At 41.8% G+C, this 17,073-nt stretch carries 16 protein-coding genes and 1 other annotated feature; of the genes, 10 read left to right on the top strand and 6 right to left on the bottom strand.

The genetic code is table 11. The features are described 5' to 3' along the window. Positions 1 to 46: 46 nt before the first annotated feature. Complete coding sequence (locus AC4E8A_RS14545) at positions 47 to 1,324, top strand: EAL and HDOD domain-containing protein (protein ID WP_490193857.1); 1,278 nt, start codon at positions 47 to 49, stop codon at positions 1,322 to 1,324. Here AC4E8A_RS14545 and AC4E8A_RS14540 read toward each other — a convergent pair. Beyond that, complete coding sequence (locus AC4E8A_RS14540; RefSeq protein WP_490193856.1) at positions 1,315 to 1,602, bottom strand: diaminopimelate epimerase; 288 nt, start codon at positions 1,600 to 1,602, stop codon at positions 1,315 to 1,317. The two genes, AC4E8A_RS14545 and AC4E8A_RS14540, sit on opposite strands and share 10 nt — an antisense overlap. 233 nt (positions 1,603 to 1,835) lie before the next feature. Between AC4E8A_RS14540 and dapF the strand changes: the two genes are divergently transcribed. Next, entirely contained in the window at positions 1,836 to 2,819 is a 984-nt protein-coding gene (gene dapF / locus AC4E8A_RS14535; protein WP_490193855.1) for a diaminopimelate epimerase, read from the top strand. A gap of 55 nt (positions 2,820 to 2,874) precedes the next feature. Here dapF and AC4E8A_RS14530 read toward each other — a convergent pair whose 3' ends face one another. After that, a complete protein-coding gene (locus AC4E8A_RS14530; protein WP_490193854.1) occupies positions 2,875 to 4,713 on the bottom strand; it encodes a DNA ligase D in 1,839 nt (612 codons plus the stop codon). A gap of 139 nt (positions 4,714 to 4,852) precedes the next feature. On the opposite strand from AC4E8A_RS14530, the gene ku reads away from it, so the two are divergent. Together ku and AC4E8A_RS14520 are read left to right on the top strand one after the other, a co-directional pair. Continuing rightward, a complete protein-coding gene (gene ku / locus AC4E8A_RS14525; protein ID WP_490193853.1) occupies positions 4,853 to 5,713 on the top strand; it encodes a non-homologous end joining protein Ku in 861 nt (286 codons plus the stop codon). Between the two features lie 29 nt (positions 5,714 to 5,742). Then, the gene (locus AC4E8A_RS14520; protein WP_490193852.1) at positions 5,743 to 6,438 is read left to right on the top strand and encodes a phosphatase PAP2 family protein; all 696 of its coding nucleotides are present in this window, start codon (positions 5,743 to 5,745) and stop codon (positions 6,436 to 6,438) included. 19 nt (positions 6,439 to 6,457) lie between these two features. Here the strand turns inward: AC4E8A_RS14520 and AC4E8A_RS14515 are convergent, their stop codons facing one another. Next, entirely contained in the window at positions 6,458 to 8,005 is a 1,548-nt protein-coding gene (locus AC4E8A_RS14515) for a hypothetical protein (RefSeq protein WP_490193851.1), read from the bottom strand. A 235-nt stretch (positions 8,006 to 8,240) separates the two neighbouring features. After that, complete coding sequence (locus AC4E8A_RS14510; RefSeq protein WP_490198877.1) at positions 8,241 to 8,747, bottom strand: GNAT family N-acetyltransferase; 507 nt, start codon at positions 8,745 to 8,747, stop codon at positions 8,241 to 8,243. A 148-nt stretch (positions 8,748 to 8,895) separates the two neighbouring features. Between AC4E8A_RS14510 and AC4E8A_RS14505 the strand changes: the two genes are divergently transcribed. From AC4E8A_RS14505 to AC4E8A_RS14490, 4 genes are all read left to right on the top strand, one after another. Next, complete coding sequence (locus tag AC4E8A_RS14505) at positions 8,896 to 9,027, top strand: hypothetical protein (protein WP_490193850.1); 132 nt, start codon at positions 8,896 to 8,898, stop codon at positions 9,025 to 9,027. 98 nt (positions 9,028 to 9,125) lie between these two features. Then, entirely contained in the window at positions 9,126 to 9,968 is an 843-nt protein-coding gene (locus tag AC4E8A_RS14500; protein ID WP_490193849.1) for a GNAT family N-acetyltransferase, read from the top strand. Between the two features lie 377 nt (positions 9,969 to 10,345). Continuing rightward, positions 10,346 to 10,615 (top strand) — a binding site (T-box leader). 62 nt (positions 10,616 to 10,677) lie between these two features. Next, entirely contained in the window at positions 10,678 to 12,300 is a 1,623-nt protein-coding gene (gene metG / locus AC4E8A_RS14495; protein WP_490193848.1) for a methionine--tRNA ligase, read from the top strand. Between the two features lie 28 nt (positions 12,301 to 12,328). Then, entirely contained in the window at positions 12,329 to 12,826 is a 498-nt protein-coding gene (locus AC4E8A_RS14490) for a metallophosphoesterase family protein (protein WP_490193847.1), read from the top strand. 39 nt (positions 12,827 to 12,865) lie between these two features. Here the strand turns inward: AC4E8A_RS14490 and AC4E8A_RS14485 are convergent, their stop codons facing one another. Both AC4E8A_RS14485 and AC4E8A_RS14480 read right to left on the bottom strand, forming a co-directional pair. Beyond that, a complete protein-coding gene (locus AC4E8A_RS14485) occupies positions 12,866 to 13,693 on the bottom strand; it encodes a GNAT family N-acetyltransferase (protein ID WP_490193846.1) in 828 nt (275 codons plus the stop codon). Positions 13,694 to 13,821: 128 nt separating this feature from the next. Then, positions 13,822 to 14,889 (bottom strand): DUF3900 domain-containing protein, encoded by a 1,068-nt coding sequence (locus AC4E8A_RS14480; RefSeq protein ID WP_490193845.1) that lies wholly within the window; start codon positions 14,887 to 14,889, stop codon positions 13,822 to 13,824. Positions 14,890 to 15,043: 154 nt separating this feature from the next. Here AC4E8A_RS14480 and AC4E8A_RS14475 point away from each other — a divergent pair, with 154 nt between their 5' ends. Together AC4E8A_RS14475 and AC4E8A_RS14470 are read left to right on the top strand one after the other, a co-directional pair. After that, a complete protein-coding gene (locus AC4E8A_RS14475; protein WP_490193844.1) occupies positions 15,044 to 15,646 on the top strand; it encodes a DedA family protein in 603 nt (200 codons plus the stop codon). A 169-nt stretch (positions 15,647 to 15,815) separates the two neighbouring features. Beyond that, positions 15,816 to 17,045, top strand: coding sequence for a two-component system sensor histidine kinase NtrB (locus AC4E8A_RS14470; protein ID WP_490193843.1), 1,230 nt, complete (start codon positions 15,816 to 15,818; stop codon positions 17,043 to 17,045). Positions 17,046 to 17,073 lie beyond the last annotated feature (28 nt).

Genomic DNA, 17,073 nt, shown 5'->3' with positions numbered 1-17,073 from the left:
GTTATGAACTAACAGATTTAATGATCTTCTCATAGGAGTGAACATAATGGAAGTTTTCGTGGCAAGGCAGCCTATTTTCAATGAAAATGAAGAAACGATTGCCTATGAGTTATTATATCGAAATAATCAGGAAAATATTTTCCCTAATATTAATGGTGACAGGGCAACTGCGGATGTGATCATCAACAGTTTTTTGAACATAGGAATTGATCAGCTTTCCGGGGGAAGGCCATGTTTTATCAATTTCACAGAAACACTCCTGAAGCTGAAGGTGCCGACTTACTTCCCGCCGCGGGAAATAGTAGTAGAGATTTTGGAGACGGTACAGCCGTCACCAGAAATCATTGCTATCTGCAGGGAATTAAGGCAGCTGGGATATAAGGTCGCTTTGGATGATTTTGTATTTGATAAGGAAGATCCGTATTGCAGGGAATTGATGAAGCAGGCAGACTATATTAAGGTCGACATGCTGGCAACATCGGAAAAAAAGCGGGAAGAAATAGAGTTGATTGCCCGGCTGCTCGACATAAAATTGCTGGCGGAGAAGGTAGAGACAAGGGCAGACTATCAAGAAGCTAAAGTTCGGGGATACGCCCTTTTTCAAGGATATTTTTTCAGTAAGCCGATCATTCTGAGCACTTATGATGTGCCGGTTTATTTTCATTCCTATTATGAAGTAATACAAAGTCTTGAGATGAGTGAGCCCAGCATCGAGAAAATATCTCAGCTCATCGAACAGGATATTTCACTGTCCTATAAACTCCTTAAACTGATTAATTCACCGGCCTATCGTCCAAAACAGAAGATCCATTCCATCAGGCAGGCCATCATTCTGTTAGGTTTGATTGAGATACAAAGGTGGATCTATGTCCTGGCGATCAGGGATATGACAGGTACTGTCAAACAAATGTCAGATGAGGTCATTAAACTTTGTCTTACCCGTGCAAAAATGTGTGAGTTGATTTCTACAAGGACCTTTCCCGATGAACTCCCCTCCAGCTATTTTCTGGCAGGAATGTTTTCACTGATGGAATCCATCATCGGCCAGCCAATTGAAAACATATTGAAGGATATGCCTCTGCAGGATGACATTTGTGATGCTTTAAAAGGAAGAGACAATACCTTGAAAAAAGTGCTGGACCTGGTTGTCGCGATAGAAAGAGCCGAATGGGAGAACGCAATCAAGCATGGGCTGGATATCGGGTTGTCTCAAAGCGAGATCAATCAGTATTATGCCGATTCCTGTCAATGGGCTGAGGGCCTCCTAAGGGCTGAATATTTAAAAGAATCCTCACTTCCAGGCACGTTGAAAAATCAATCATAATCACCTGGTTCCAAAAATCGTTTCTGGGGCTTGATGTACCTTTTTAATTCAAAAGGCAGCAGCCTGCGCAGAGTGGGACTGCCGACCTTTTCCGCAATGGCTTTTGGTACCGGAAAGATCCCGATTTCCGTGATTCTGACAGGGAAGTCACTTTCAAGGCAGATTTCATCCCTGCCTTTTTTTATTTTTGTATGTACCAGCACTTCCTTTATGTTACCGGCATCTTCTATTACAACTACTTTTTTAACCTTGAAAAAGAACTTGTAATCCTCAGACATTTACAATCCTCCACCAGCATGATATAGAAACTATTTTTCTAATAATAACGTTTTCTGGTGTATAACTGAACTGATTGAGCTTCTGACTATGATTGGCCAGGTGGGGGTTCGTCACATTTCTGTTGCGAAATGGGCTTGGATATGGCAAGCTAATGATACGAATAATGTAGATTGATAGGGGGATATCCATTTCGTGATCCGCCTTCAACAAGTTACTCCCTGGAGGGTTTTATATGGAATTGAATCTTATTAAATGTCATGGATCAAGCAATGATTTTCTGTTGATCGATGAAATAACCGAAACGTATAATTTTTCAGAGAAGGATCGCCAGAATTTGGCCATTGCCCTTTGCGACCGCAAAAAGGGTATCGGGGCAGACGGGATTCTTTTCGTTTTGAACAGTGATAGATGTGATGGGAAGATGCGGGTGTTTAACGCGGATGGATCCGAAGCCTCCATGTGCGGGAATGGTTTACGGTGTGTCGGCCGGTATGTGATAGATTTAAAGGGAAAAGAGATCATTACCATTGAAACAATGAAAGCCGATCTCGCTGTTTCAAAAGAACCATCGATTTACTCACAAATCCCGACATATAAGGTTGAGATTTCACCAGTGTTGTTTGGTTTGAGATATTTACCAATGAACCTTGACAGGAAAACGCTGATTGCTGATAAGGTCCCTGAAATTTCTGATTCACTGACCTTTACTGCAGTTGCAGTGCCGAATCCACACTTAATAAGCATTGTTGAAAATGAACATATCCTTTCAAACGAACAAAAAAGCATTTCCGAGGCGGTGAACGGGCCTAATAATTTGTTCCCGGATGGAGTCAATGTCAGCTTTGTACAGTCTCTTGGAACAGAGGGGATTTATGTCAGGACATTTGAAAGAGGGGTCGGTTTCACAAATGCATGCGGTACAGCAATGTCTGCCTCAAGCCTTGTGACATGTCTTGCCGGATTGAATGAGTACGAAAAGGAAATTGATGTGTATAACAATGGGGGGAAAGTACGGGTCATTGTCCATGAAAATGAGGGGAAGTTCTCGATGGATCTAATCGGAAATGCGACATATATAAGTTGCTATCAGCTTGAAGTGGACGTAAAGGAACCGGAAAGCTACCGTACAGTAAAACAAAAGGAGTTTGATGAAGAGGATAGCTATTCAGAACTTCAGGAACATGCTAAAGAAGTTGTGGAAAAGAACGTTTTATAAAAGCTTAAACAGGGTTCAACAGTGAAGACAGGTGCATGAGGATGCTCCTGTCTTTTTATTTTCCTTTATTCGATTCCAGGAAGGAAAGAATTTCTTTGAAATTTTGTTTTTCTTTTGCTTCTTCAAAGCCGGCGAACGGACATCCAAGCTTCCTCAGCCTGTCTGTCACTGTCTTCATGGTGAAGGCTTCCGGTCTCAATTCATCCGTCACCTCTTCCCAGAAAAGCGGTGCTGAAACGAGTGCATCTTCATTCGCTCTTAAAGAATAAGGTGATATAATTGTTTTCCCTTCAGCATGCTGGATGTAGTCCACATATAATCGGTTATTTCTGTTTTTCTTCAATCTTTCAATTGTGAAGTCATCAGGGTGAAGGTTGATTAGATAATTGGCCATGAACTCTGTAAAGAGGTGGGTGTCATCCCATGAGTACCCATCCTTTAACGGGATATATATCTGGAGACCCTTATTTCCTGATGTCTTGATAAAGCTGATTAAATTTAATTGATCAAATACTTTCTTCATTTCCTTTGCTGCTTTAATGGCCAGGTGGAAATCATCCCTTGAAGGCGGATCCAAATCAAACACAATTTCATTTACATAAGGAGATTCATGCTTCTGAAAAGGTATATGAAATTCAATGGCAAGTTGATTGCCAAGCCATAAAACTGTTTCCAGGTCATTACAGAGAATATAATCGATATTTTCCTTTTTTATTGTTTTTACGAATGTTGGAGCATAATCAGGACAGTTCTTTTGATAAAAGGATTCTCCGAACATTCCATGCGGAAGTCTGATCACCGTCAAGGGACGGTCGTGAAGGAAGAATAGTAACCTTGGTGATACTTTCCTTAAATAACGGATATACTCCAGCTTATCAATAGATGGCGATTCCCACAGGGGTTTCTCAGGATGGGTGATTTCAATAGAGGGAGGGAGTGACGCTTCATCCTGCATGAATTGTGACCAGGTGCACTCTTCAGGTTTAACGTTAAAAAGAAATTCATGAAAATGCGGTTCTCTTAATTGATCTTCGTACCACTCCAAGTAATGAAGCTGCACACACAGGCCGGGATCTACAATGGATTTGCCATTTTCAGTCTTGTAGGCATTCTCTTTAATGATTGAATTCAGGGCTTGTTTTTCCTCTGGACTGATCCCAAAATAAAATGCGCCAATTTGAATAATCTGGTTACCATCATATACACCGACTTCATAGTACCCGTTTCGGCTGTCGTGGGAAAGGATGAAACAATTAGCTGTTTTCCAATTTTTCATTTTTCGCCAGGTAGTTGTCCGTTTTCCTTCTTCCCATGGGCTGTCTTTTGATTTGGCAATCAGTCCTTCTCCATCAAATGCCTTGACATGAGACCATACAATGTGGCTGTCTTTGAAGGATGGGATCATCTGGATTCTCGCCGAGGATCCATACATTGGTTTTGTAGGGAGTTCCGCCTTTTTAAACATGGTTTCTAATTCCGTCTTCCTATCTGAATAGGGGAGAGTTGTGATTTTTCTGCCGGCAGAAAGGAGAATATCAAAGGCGAGGAATGTACAAGGGTTCTTAGTTGCTGTTTTCAAGATATTTCCTTGTGTCTTCATCCTTCCCCTGATTTGCAGACTCCCGAAGTTGCTTTTAAATTCATTTTCCAAAAGCACAATTTCCCCGTCCAAGAGAACCGGCAATGTCCACGTATCTTCTTCTGTCATTTTTATAACATACTCTTTGATTTCCGGGAATTGAGGAAGCAGGTCGTTTCCATTCCTCGATAAGAGCGAGATATCATCCCTTGAGTTGATGGACAGCAGTCCCCTGAACCCATCATATTTCACCTCATACCTCCAAACGCCTTTTTCCGGTGTTTCATCAAATAAGGTCGGGAGCATCGGTTTCATCGCTTAATCACCACTTAATACAAGATAATCTTTAGTTTAACCAGACAATCCAGAAGTATTTCCAGAACTTTTATAGGATAGGCGAATAGCAGATTAACCCAAATTAAGAGTAAGACAAAGTTATGGGAGGATATATTCTATGCACACGATATGGAAAGGAAGCATCAGTTTCGGATTGGTCAACATACCGATAAAGCTGCATGCTGCCACGGAAGATAAAGATATTAAATTAAGATCCCTGCACCGTGAATGTCATACCCCGATTAAATATGAAAAAATTTGTCCTGTCTGCGAAAAGGATTTGGAATACGAGGACATTGTAAAAGGATATGAAATTGCAAAAGGAAAGTTTGTCGTCATTGAAGATGAGGAAATAAAAGAGTTAAGAGATACAAGCCAGGAAAAGGCGGTTGAGATTGTCGATTTCATCAAAATCGAGGAGATTGATCCGATTTACTACAACAGAAGCTATTTTATCTCACCAAATGAAGGCGGAAAAAAAGCGTACAGCCTTTTAAGGAAGGCATTGACGGAATCGAACAAAGTCGGGATTGCCAAAATTGTCATGAGATCCAAAGAGCAGCTTGCGGTCGTCAGGGTCTATCAAAATACGATGGTGATGGAAACGATCCATTTTCCTGATGAAGTCCGAAAAATTGGAGATGTGCCGAACGTACCTGCGGAAGATGAAGTCAGTCAGAAAGAGCTCGATACTGCGGTAATGTTGATCGACCAGCTTTCAACGGAATTTGAACCGGAAAAGTATGAAGATGATTACCGTCAAAAATTGATGGAATTGATTCAATCCAAGCAAACGGGGGAAAAGTTTGTTACACCGAAAGAAAAAGCACCAGCTGCCAATGTGACCGATTTAATGTCAGCGCTTCAGGCTTCCATTGATAAGACGAAGCCGCAGACGGATAAGAAACCTGCGGCAAAAACACCGGCTGCCAAAATCCAGAAAAAGAAAAGAACATCCAAAAAGGTAGAGGCTCAGTAACCCTTTACTTGAAGGAGAAGGGGGAGGTTATGAGAGAGAGGGAGATTGACTGGAAGCAGACTATATTTTTTGTAATAGGACTTGGCATAATTGCCTTGTTGACAGCGGGATTTATTGCGATAGTGGATGAGTGGAGGGAGCAGGAGATCGAAGCCTTCGATTCAGCTGTCTATTCGGCGGTCAATCCGTTTATTTCTCCAGGTGTCACGGAATTCATGAAGGCGATTACCTTTCTTGGAGGAGTTAAATGGATTACAATATTGACAGGTGCTGCTGTGCTTTTGTTCCTTGTCTTCAAAAAGTATTCTTTGGGGCTTTATTTGTTGATTACTGTTGCTTTGGGCGGAGGTTTTAACTGGCTGCTCAAGGAGTATTTTAAAAGGCAGAGACCGGCCATTGAAGCCCTTGTGGAACAAGGGGGATACAGCTTCCCTAGCGGACATTCGATGGGTTCGTTCATTTTCTATGGTGCCTTGGCATTTGCGGTATTCAGGCTATATGACCATAAATGGTCAAAGTATATCGGAGCCGCAGCCCTGCTCTGCCTTGTGTTAGTAATCGGTGCCAGCAGAGTTTATCTCGGCGTCCATTACCCGAGTGATATTCTTGGTGGATTCTCGGCAGGAGGAGTATGGCTTGCATTTTCAATTCTTGTGTACACGTTCATCAAAGGGGCAAGGCCATGGAGGGAAATAAGCAGAACAAGACAAAACGGACTGGAATAATCCCAGCCCGTTTATCTTGTTAGAACAAATTAAACACATATGTTCCGATGCTTGTGATGTATAGCAGGATGTATATGCCGATAAAATAGAAAGCGCCGCCGAACGTTCCCCAATCAGGATTCCGCCCGAATTTCCAAACAACTGCAGAGACCGCTGTAATGATTAGGAGGAGGACCCAACCGCTGCCACTGAAAGTCAGGTAAGATGGTGCGATTTCATAGAAGTAGCTATTCATTGCCTTATCTACGAAAGTGAAAGGCATGACCGCAAAAATGGCAATGGATACATATTCAACCCAGTTGATTTCTTCTTTTTCAAAAATGTTCGGTTTTGCCATATGAAGGACAATTAAGAGTAAAAGTGACGGGAGGATCCAATAGAAAGAAACCAAGAAGGTGACAAGACTGCTTGCCAGCAGCAGGACAGTGTTAATAGCTGCTTCTTTATATGTATGCGATCCCAATTCGGTGCTTAATGCTTTTACTTCTGCTGACTCGGAGGCACCATACAGCTCGTAATTTCCGCCTTGATAATCAAGCCATATGACAGAACCATCACTTGCTTCCACTGGGTAATGAGTAATGCCATCAGTGGTCGTCAGGGATGAAGCGCTGGCAGTAGTGCTGCTGTCAAAAGTTCCAGTATAGAGACTGACAGCATTACCGTTGCCGATCCCTTGTCCTTCAGCAGTAAAGAGGAGGGTAGGAGTTTCTTTTGATTGCATGATTTGAACATAACGCGGTGTTTCAAGTCTGGCACCATTAGCCTCATTAAGAATCGTTATATTGTTTGGTTTAAGCTCGGAATTACCTAAATCACTAAAGGTCGTTTTAGCCATTTGCAGGCGATAGGAAAGCACACCCTGTGAACGCATCTGGGTATCAAAAATAAAAGTGATTTCAGCATCTTGAATAAAATAGGCCATCTTTCCAAGCTTGTTATTCTTGTTATTTGCAACCTTCAGGAATGACTTCTCTGAAACAATTCCGTCAACAGATACAAAATACAATCCAGCATTCACATCATCGATTTGCTGGGCAACTACATAACTTCCATCATTGCCGAAGAAGACATTAGATACCTCGCTTGAGAAACTATGAATACTCTTCGATTCCATAGTGGAAGGGTTGATTTCATGAACATCCCCGCCTTGCCAGTACACAATTTTCCCGCTATGGGCAGCTGTACCAGCCACATTTTCAGCGATGACTTTTTCCTTCTCACCGCTTAGTTTGAGGGCCCCCTGGCTTAGCGTGACAAACTGCCGGCCATCTGTCCAAAAGGGGTATCCCCGCGGTACAGTGAAGGGAATATTCCCCTCATTTTTAACATCCAAGCCCTTACTAATGGTATAATGATGAACTTTATCTTTTTCACTGAAAAATACATCATTTCCATTTTGGAACACAATTGGTTTCTCGGCTGTCTCCATATTTAAAGGGATGGAACGGCTCCAGTTTTTATTTGGCAGTTCAGTCAATGTTTGCAGCTGCTGAAAATAGAGTACACCAATCAGAGCCAGCATAATCATAAAAGGCAGTCCAAAAGCTTTTAATTTCTCTTTCATAATAACCCCCAAATAGTTTTTCTGTTTCTCCAATTTTGAATTTTACCACAATTTTTAAATATAGAAAATTTTCATTTCATGAAAACAAATGAGGTTGACATCGATATAAAAATAGAATAAAATGATATTGAAAATCATTCTCAATGATGTGACAAGAGATTCCCCCTCTTATGAGAGTGATGTAAGGTTTAAGAAAAAGAAGTGAGAGCACAGCCGCTCTCACTTCTTTTTTGATTTAACTATTCTTAAGCTGCTTGCTCATCCACATTTCATCGATATACTCTCCATTTTGTTTCATGGCATGTCTTTCGATGCCAAATGCTTCAAACCCAAAATTTTGGTAGAGGTTTACAGCAGAAGTGTTCGTGGTTACAACAGTTATCTGCAAAAGTTCAATTCCTTTTTCGCTTGCCTTTCTCTCGGCTGCGGCAAGCAGTTCCCGGCCGATCCCCCTTTTTCTGAAAGAAGGTGATACATACATCGCCACGATTGAAGCTTTATGTTTCATCTTTTCATGCCGGTTATATAAAAGGGTACCATTGCCTGCTAACGTTTCTTCACTAAACGCTCCCAATGTGACGCTGTCCTCTGAAGTAAGGTTTTTTTGGACGCCTTCGATTGGATTGATCCTGGCAAGGGATTCTTCATAGGTTACGGCAAATGCCTCTCCATTATTTTGTAATGCCTCCAGCCGGAGATTCCAGTATTCCTCTGCATCTTTGGCTGTTAATTCCCGAATCATCATTTTAGCTACCTCCTTTAAATGTTTAGTATTATATCGGAAAGTTTTCAATAGGGCTACATTATTTTTCCTGAACATACACAGTGTAAATCAGCGGATAAACGACAAGAGAGCGTAAACACTAAAATAGAGAAAGGAGAGATGCAGAATGACGAAACGCAACAGAAAGACAAAATCTGGCCTGCAGTCAGCCAAGTCCTTGACTTCCGAGGAATTTTCAAAGGAATTGTCTGCAGGAAGCAAGAACCAAAAAGCAGAAAAAACAAAGCCTGCTACTTAAACCGGGAGATTTTCCCGGTTTTTTTTCTTTATTTTATTGGGGGATAGGGGCAGGAATAATGAAAGAAGTGTCGAATTTTCCTTGAGAGGTGAAGGGAAATGAATTTAAATGTGTTTACAGACGCCCGGAAATTTGACAAATTGGTACGTCCAGTGCTCCTTAAAGAAGAAGCCGAGAATAATCTGCCTGTGGGGTTGCTGGATCAAATAATAGTAGGTAGATATGAAGATCCGTTTTTAGCTGTTCTCGAAGAGCAAGACACCATTGCTGCTGTATTGGTCAGGACCCCTCCGCACTACTTGATTGTTACAGTTTTCGGGGAGGAAAAAATTGAGGAGATCGGCCAGATCCTTTGGGATTATATCGACTCTCATGGAATTCATTTTCCTGGATTTATCGGAAATAAAAAGGCTACAGTGCCGCTTGCTGAATTTTGGAGTGAAAAAACAAGTTTGCCTTATGATGTAAATATGAGGCAAAGGATATACAGACTTGATCACCTAAATGACATCAGTATCAGCGAAGGGAAGATGGAAATGGCTGATACCGGAGATGTTAATCTGGTAACAGAATGGCTGATGGGATTCACCGAGGACACCCCGGAAACACCCATACCAAAAGAAGATGCCTGTAAGCGGGCAATGGAGATGCTGGAAGAAAAGTCTGTGTTCTTCTGGAAAGTAGATGGGGTGCCAGTATCCATGGCGAGGAGAGCCAGGAAAACAGATAACGGAATTACAGTAAACTTTGTCTATACGCCAAAGGGTTACCGCCGCAAAGGGTATGGCCGATCTGTTGTCGCAAAGCTGAGCAGCATGCTGCTGGAAACAAACAAGTTCTGTACTCTCTATACAGACCTTGATAACCCGACTTCCAATAAAATCTATATGGAAATCGGATACAAGCCTGTGTGTGATTCTATGATGATTAACATCAACTAAAGAATGGCTCCTTCTGTAAAAGCTGAAGGGGCTTTTATTATGCTTCCTTCTTAAGAGAAGTGATTATAAAGGAATTCGAAATTTCTGTAAAAATATTTGAAGGTTAGAGGAAAGGCAGGTTAAGTCCCTCTTTCAGATGAAAATATCATATAAGTTATACAGGTAGTGCATCTCTAAAAAGAAGCGATTAGGGTGAAAAGATGACGGCAGAGGGCTTAGCAGCAAGGGTTAAGATAATAGGAGAACGCTGAAGAGTAATAGAGAAATAAGCTGTCAACCCATGCCTTGCAGCGTAAGGTACTTTATGGTAACCCAGTAAGGGAATGAAACTAATACTTGAAAATTTTCTAATGTTGGAATAAGATAGGAATCAATAAACATTTGCGTTGAAGAGAAGAGTAAATCAATGATGAACCTTACCCAGAGAGCTTCGGGAGCTGAAAAGAAGCAAGGTGAAAATTGGTTGAAGATGGTCTCTGAGCAGTCTATTCGAACCTTTGGGTGTAGGGTGGAACGGGATTTGGCATCCGTTATCAATGCCACAGTATAAGAATGTGTTTTTTCTGCATTTCGTACTTGTTGAGGCTGTTGGCGTGAGCCCTCAGTGAACTAAGGTGGTACCGCGAGCTGACCCCCTCGTCCTTAGATGTCTTTACATCTTTGGACGAGGGGGTTTTTATATTGCCATACCATTTAGGAGGAGATTACAATGAGGATTTTTATTGGAGGCGCATGGCCTTATGCAAACGGATCGCTGCATATCGGACATCTGGCGGCACTGCTGCCAGGCGATATTTTGGCAAGGTATCACAGGCTTAAGGGTGAGGATGTCCTTTATGTATCAGGAAGCGACTGCAACGGGACACCAATTGAGATAAGAGCCAATCAAGAGGGGGTAAAGGTCCGGGAGATTGCAGACAAATATCATCAGGAGTTTTTAGACTGTTTTCATAAATTGGGCTTCAGCTTTGACCACTATGGCAGGACTGATTCCACAAAACATCATCATGAGGTTCAAAGGATTTTCCTGAAATTGAAGGAAAATGGCTCCTTATATGAGAAAACAACTGAAGAAACCTTTTGTCTTCAATGTGACCGCTTTTTGCCGGACCGGTTTGTGGAAGGCTGCTGCCCGAACTGTGGGGACAAGGCAAGAGGCGACCAGTGTGATTCGTGCGGAAGGATTTTAAACTCCGTCGAATTGAATGACAGGTGTTGTAAACTTTGTGGGAATGCCCCCGTTTTGAAGGAGACTTCCCACTTTTACCTTGGTTTGTCAGCGATTGAGAAAGAACTGGAAAAGTATGTGGATGAGAGCCATGGAAGATGGAGGGAAAATGCTGTCGCGCTGACACAACGGTATATACAAGAAGACCTGCGTGACAGAGCGGCAACCCGTGATATTGGAACAGGGATAGATGTACCGGTAAAAGGTTATGAGGGCAAAAAGATATACGTCTGGATAGAAGCTGTAAGCGGTTATTTAACGGGTACCATGGAGTGGGCAGAAATTCAGGGCAAGGACTGGAGGCCGTATTGGAGTAAGGAGACAGTATCTTACTATGTACATGGCAAGGATAACATCCCTTTCCACACGATTATTTGGCCGGCAATACTGATAGGGTTGGAGAATGGCACTCTGCCGGATTGGATTGTGTCGAGTGAGTATGTAACGTTGGAAAAGAAAAAGATTTCAACGAGTAATAATTGGGCAGTTTGGCTTCCGGATGTTTTAAAAGAATATCATCCGGATACATTAAGGTATTATTTCAGTGTACAATATCCCGATAAACGAGATGCTGATTTTTCCTGGAGAGAGTTTGTATCCAAACATAACAGCGACCTGTTAGGCGGTTTGGGAAACTTCATTCAGAGAACAACAAAATTTTATCAAAGAGAGTTTGGAGAAAGTGCCCGCTTGGAAACGATTGACCCAAAGGTGTTGGAAGAATTGTCCTTATGCTTCAAGGAGACGGGAGATCTTCTTGAAAGAGGGGAATGCCGGAAAGCATCTAAAAGGGCTTTTGAGCTTGTACGCTGGAGCAATAAATATTTCGACGATGAACAGCCTTGGAGGGTGATCAAAGAAGATCGGGTTCAGGCAAAGTTCATTCTCGAAAGCTGTCTTTACCTCAGTATCAATCTTGCCAATTTATTAGGACCTTTTATTCCGTTTACGGCAGAGGAGATCAGGAAACAATTTCTCCTGAAAGAATCACCGTCATGGAATTTATTCAGTATCCCCTTAGAGGTTACTGTTTCGGGGCATCATTCACTATTCACAAGAATTCCAGAAGAGCGAATTGATTGGGAACGGGCTAAACTGGGGTAAAAAGAACACTGGATAGAGGAGGGATGGCTTGAAAATCATCGTGATCAGCGATACACATATGCCGAACCGGGGACAGGAACTTCCTTCTGTATTGGTTGATGAATTGACGGGGGCAGACCTGATCATCCATGCAGGTGATTGGAATACGATGGCCCTCTATGAAATGCTGCGGCAATATGCGCCTGTGGAAGGGGTTTACGGAAATACTGATGAACAAGAACTCAAGGAAGCTTTTCCTAAGAAAAAAGTTCTATATGCAGGTGAAATTTCCATAGGGGTTGTCCATGGCGACGGCAAGGGCAAGACCACCGAAAAGAGGGTGCTGGAAGCTTTCGAAGAAAAACCTGACATCATCATATTCGGACATTCTCATATTCCGTATGTGAGGTTCATGCGAGGTGTACTGTTATTCAATCCCGGGTCAGCAACGGATAAACGGAAACAGCCGCTGTATTCATTTGGCATCCTGGAGATAGACAAGGAAATTAGTTCTCGCCACATTTTTTTCAAAGACAAACAAGGATAAAAAGCAAGGGCAGGCGAATAAAAACGCCTGCCCTAAGCTTTATAATCCTTCATACACAAAATAGTCCTGAATCTGATAAGAAACAAAGCCTGTTTTTTCGTATAACTTTAGAGCCTGTTCATTGTTTGCAGCTACTTCCAGGAAAATACTTTTATTGGATTGGCTTTCAGTCCGTAGGGCCATTTCCAGTACTGATCTTCCAATTCCTTTTCCTTGAAGGGATGGATGGACGGCAAATCCGAATATAAAGCTTTTTTCTTGTTCATGCTGTATATGGATTTTGCCTGCCTTTTCCCCTTTATGTTCAATCACAAAGCTTATATTTCCTTCATCTTTATTGATTGTCTCCAGGAATTCAAGAGAGTCTTCACGTTTTACATTGAAGCAGAGGTCATCCAATTCAAGAATAAACTGCTGGTCTTCTTTTGTCACAGGTTTCAACTGGATATCCTTGTTTTCTGCCGGGAGGTTTCTTGGTTCCCATTTCAATTGGTACCCAGAAAAAGAATAATGTGCAGGCAGGCTTTCGATGAATGCCTTACCGAACTGAGAGGATCCCGGGGAATTAATCAGTAGTTTCTTTATCCGGCGTTCCTCTAATGATCTCAATGCACGCTGAAAAAGGCCAGCGAAAATCCCCTTTTTTCTAAAGTCAGGGTGGACCATGCCGCAAAGCTCATAACTGCTGCCAAACCCATATAAGCCGATATACCCTACTAGTCTCTTTTCTTGGTAATGAAAATAATCGTCCTGATCATGCTTTCTGGATCTGAGCATGTCATCATTCAATTTCAACTGATAGCCGCCTTGTTTTTCACATACTTTTTGAAGCTGTTCTATATCATGTAGTTGTTGTTCGGTAAGCATATGTGACTCCTCCGTAAAATATAAACTATGAGTTCATTATAGGCTTCTTCAGCAGAAAAAGCAGGAAATTTCTGATTTTTTTGCATTGAACATAAGAACCTTCACTAGAGGTAAAGGTTCTCACAAACTTACTGTTCACTTTTTCTTTGAATCCGTTCAATGACATCCTGCAGGTCATCAGGCATTAGAAATTCGATGGGAGATGCGCCTTTCTCGAATTGAATCGCTTCTGCTTCAATCAGAAGCATATAGCGGCCGTTTACTTTCGCCATGTGAATGGTATCCCCGAAATCTGACAGCATGGCCTTGACATCCACATGATCAAGTTTCATTTTCAGCTCGACTTCAGGAGACTGCTCGACAATCTGTGAAGCGGCTTCGACGACTTGGTCAGTTGTGAACCTTTCCTGCAGTTCCCGCTTTGGACTGACGGACCAGGTTTCCATCGCTGACTCAAATTCCACTCGTTCTTCGCTTTCCGGTTCATAGGATTCTTCTATATGTTCCTGGACCATCCCCATGACATGGGTACGCATAATCTCCGGCATAGATTTCTCATATTCTACGAATTTAAGAAAATCTTCAAAGTAACGGGCGTGAGAAGCTTGATGGATTTTCAGTTCAGTCTCGTCCATCATTCCTTCTTCCGGCATGAATGGGTACTGAATGGATTTCATATTCTTGGTGGTGATGGCCATTTCAACATTGTGGATCAATGTCGATTCGTCGGTAATCCGGGCAACTTTAGGTTCGAAGTCACACTTCATGACAAAAAGAAATGGGTCATCGAAATATTTACGCAGCTTCGCAAGTGCCACGATAAAAACACCGCCTCTTACAGCACTGGCATCCACATAAGCATTGACAAACTGCAATGAGGCATCTTTGAAAGCATCAATCGATTCAGGATGCCTTGCACGGTGAAATAAATTATAATTCGGATTGGAATCCAATTCATGTCCTGGTTCTACAATGAAGCGGCCAATTTTTGTGGGGGCCCCCTCTGATTTGCTGTGTCTATCCACTTTCCGTTTGGCGATCTTGGTTAATTCACCATCAAGGAAATCTTTTAATGGATTATTTTCATAGCCCTGTTCATCAAGAGTCTGAAAATGTTTAAACTGTTTCTCGACACCTTCACCTTTTCCCTCTACTTCAACAACGTAAAAAGACAGGTATTTAATTTCAAAATCCATTGCCATTCACCCTGTTCGTCTAGATTTGCTTTACTCAGTATAGTGAAATGAGCATCTTTCGTCAATGGAGCCTTCAGCAAGGTTACTCCTCTCTAGTTTTCACCTTGAAGAAAAGGGGTATGATAAGGACTACTAAAATCGGAACTCAAAGGGTGTGTGGAAAATCGAACCGATAATGCAGTTTATGGTCGGATTGGGAATCTGGGGCTTACTACTGGGTATTTTTATAGAAGCGGTTTCCCTGCCGTTTCCCGCAGCCTTGTTCATCTTGATTTACGGATATATTTTGAAGCCGGCTCCCCTGGAAGTCATCTTTTACGGGCTGGCGGTAAGCTTATTTTATGTCTTGGTCAGCTATGTGCCATATTGGCTGAGTTTAAGATATGAGTCCAGAATCCGAAGCAAGCTGTCTGAAAAAAAGCAGGATAAGTTTGATCGGTGGAATCGGAAATACGGTGACTGGACAATAGCGATGGGAAGGGTACTTGGAATGGGCTATATTGCCTATATTGGAGGATTTTGCAGCATTAAACCAGCCAGATACGGATTTCTCACGTTTATAGGGATCCTTCCTGTAGCCATGGTGATGCTCTATTTGGGAAGCATAGGGAATCTAAGTGTGATGAAAGAAAGTTTTCAAAGTGTTCAATGGGTGATCAACGGACTGCTTCTCACAATCAGTATCAGTTTTGTCCTGTTTAAACTCTTGAGGAAAAAAGCCTCGTTCACAAAACTTAAACAAAAGGATAACCTCTAAAGGGCCCCTATGTAAGGGGTCCTTTAATACGTTAAAGTAACAGGGGACTGTCCCTTTTAGTGCTTTAACGCGTTAATAAATACAGATATGGCTATTGTTTACATATTGCGAGAAAGATATAATGAGATTATGTAATAAATTGGCATAAGCCTTATTAAAGGACGATGGTATGGAAAAGAATATAGAAGTTTTGAATGCAAAGATAGAAAAGCTTGAAAAAGAATTAGAATATTACAAGGGAATGGTTCTTGATAGCTGTTTGCCATTTCCTGAGAATGAATCGCACGAACGTGGGGAAAGGATTGTCAACACAGGGAATGGCCATTCTTTGTTGCAGGTGTTATCAAGCGGGGAAAATTCACTTACCTTATCTGGGGTGGATATCCCTTTCGAACAAATGGAACAATTCCTGAGCCCGTTCTTTGATTTGGTTCACCATCATATTGTTTTTATTAATAAAGAGGGGACCATCACCCTCTGCAATTTACAGGCTGCCAATGATCTTGGTGTGGACCGGGATGAAGTTACCGGGAAGCATATCAGAGATCTGCTGGGCCTTCCCGATTCCAAAATCAATCTGCTTGAAACGTTGAGAACAGAAAAGCCGATAGTCGACCGTGAAGTGTTAGATAAAAATTATGGAATCAACAACACGTTGATCATCAGGAATATCGACGGGGACGTACTGAGGGTTGCAGGAACCTTTCAATTTTTGAACGGTGTCAAAGAAGCTGAAAAAAGAGGTCTGGCAGGCAGAATTGCTGCAGGGATAGCCCATGAGATACGAAATCCTTTAACCACAGTAAGAGGTTTTCTGCAGCTGCTGCAAACTAAGGCAGATTCTGAAACCAGTTCCCTTATTAAAGATTTGTTAATCCCTGAAATTGACAGAGCCAACAAGATCATCACGGATTTCCTGAGGATAGCTAAACCTCTGGAAACGTTGACGGAAAAACTGGAAATGGAAACCTTGATGAAGGACTATATTGGGAAGTTCCTAAACAGTGAAGCTCTACTGTATAACATTTCCTTCACATGCATCATCTCTGAGGAGGCGAAAGGATGTTTTATCAGCGGAAATAAAGAAGAGCTTCTTCAGGTTTTCATTAACTTGTTCAGTAATTCCTTTCAAGCTTGTAAAGATAGGCTGGAAATTACAATCCATGCTATAAAGAAGAATTCCAACATTGAGATTTACTTTAAAGATAATGGACCAGGAATAAAACCATCTATGCTTCCACATGTCTTTGATCCTTTCTTCACGACCAAAGATGATGGAACAGGCCTGGGCCTTTCTGTAAGTAAAAAAATCATTGAAAATCATGACGGGGATATGGCCGTTTCAAGTGACACGAATGGAACAACTTTCACAATGATATTGCCGATATTGAATGGTTGATTTGTATAAATCACAAAGGGTATTGCAA

The sequence above is a fragment of the Bacillus sp. SRL337 genome, from assembly GCF_984799155.1.
This window is presented reverse-complemented; position numbering and strand designations above follow the sequence as displayed.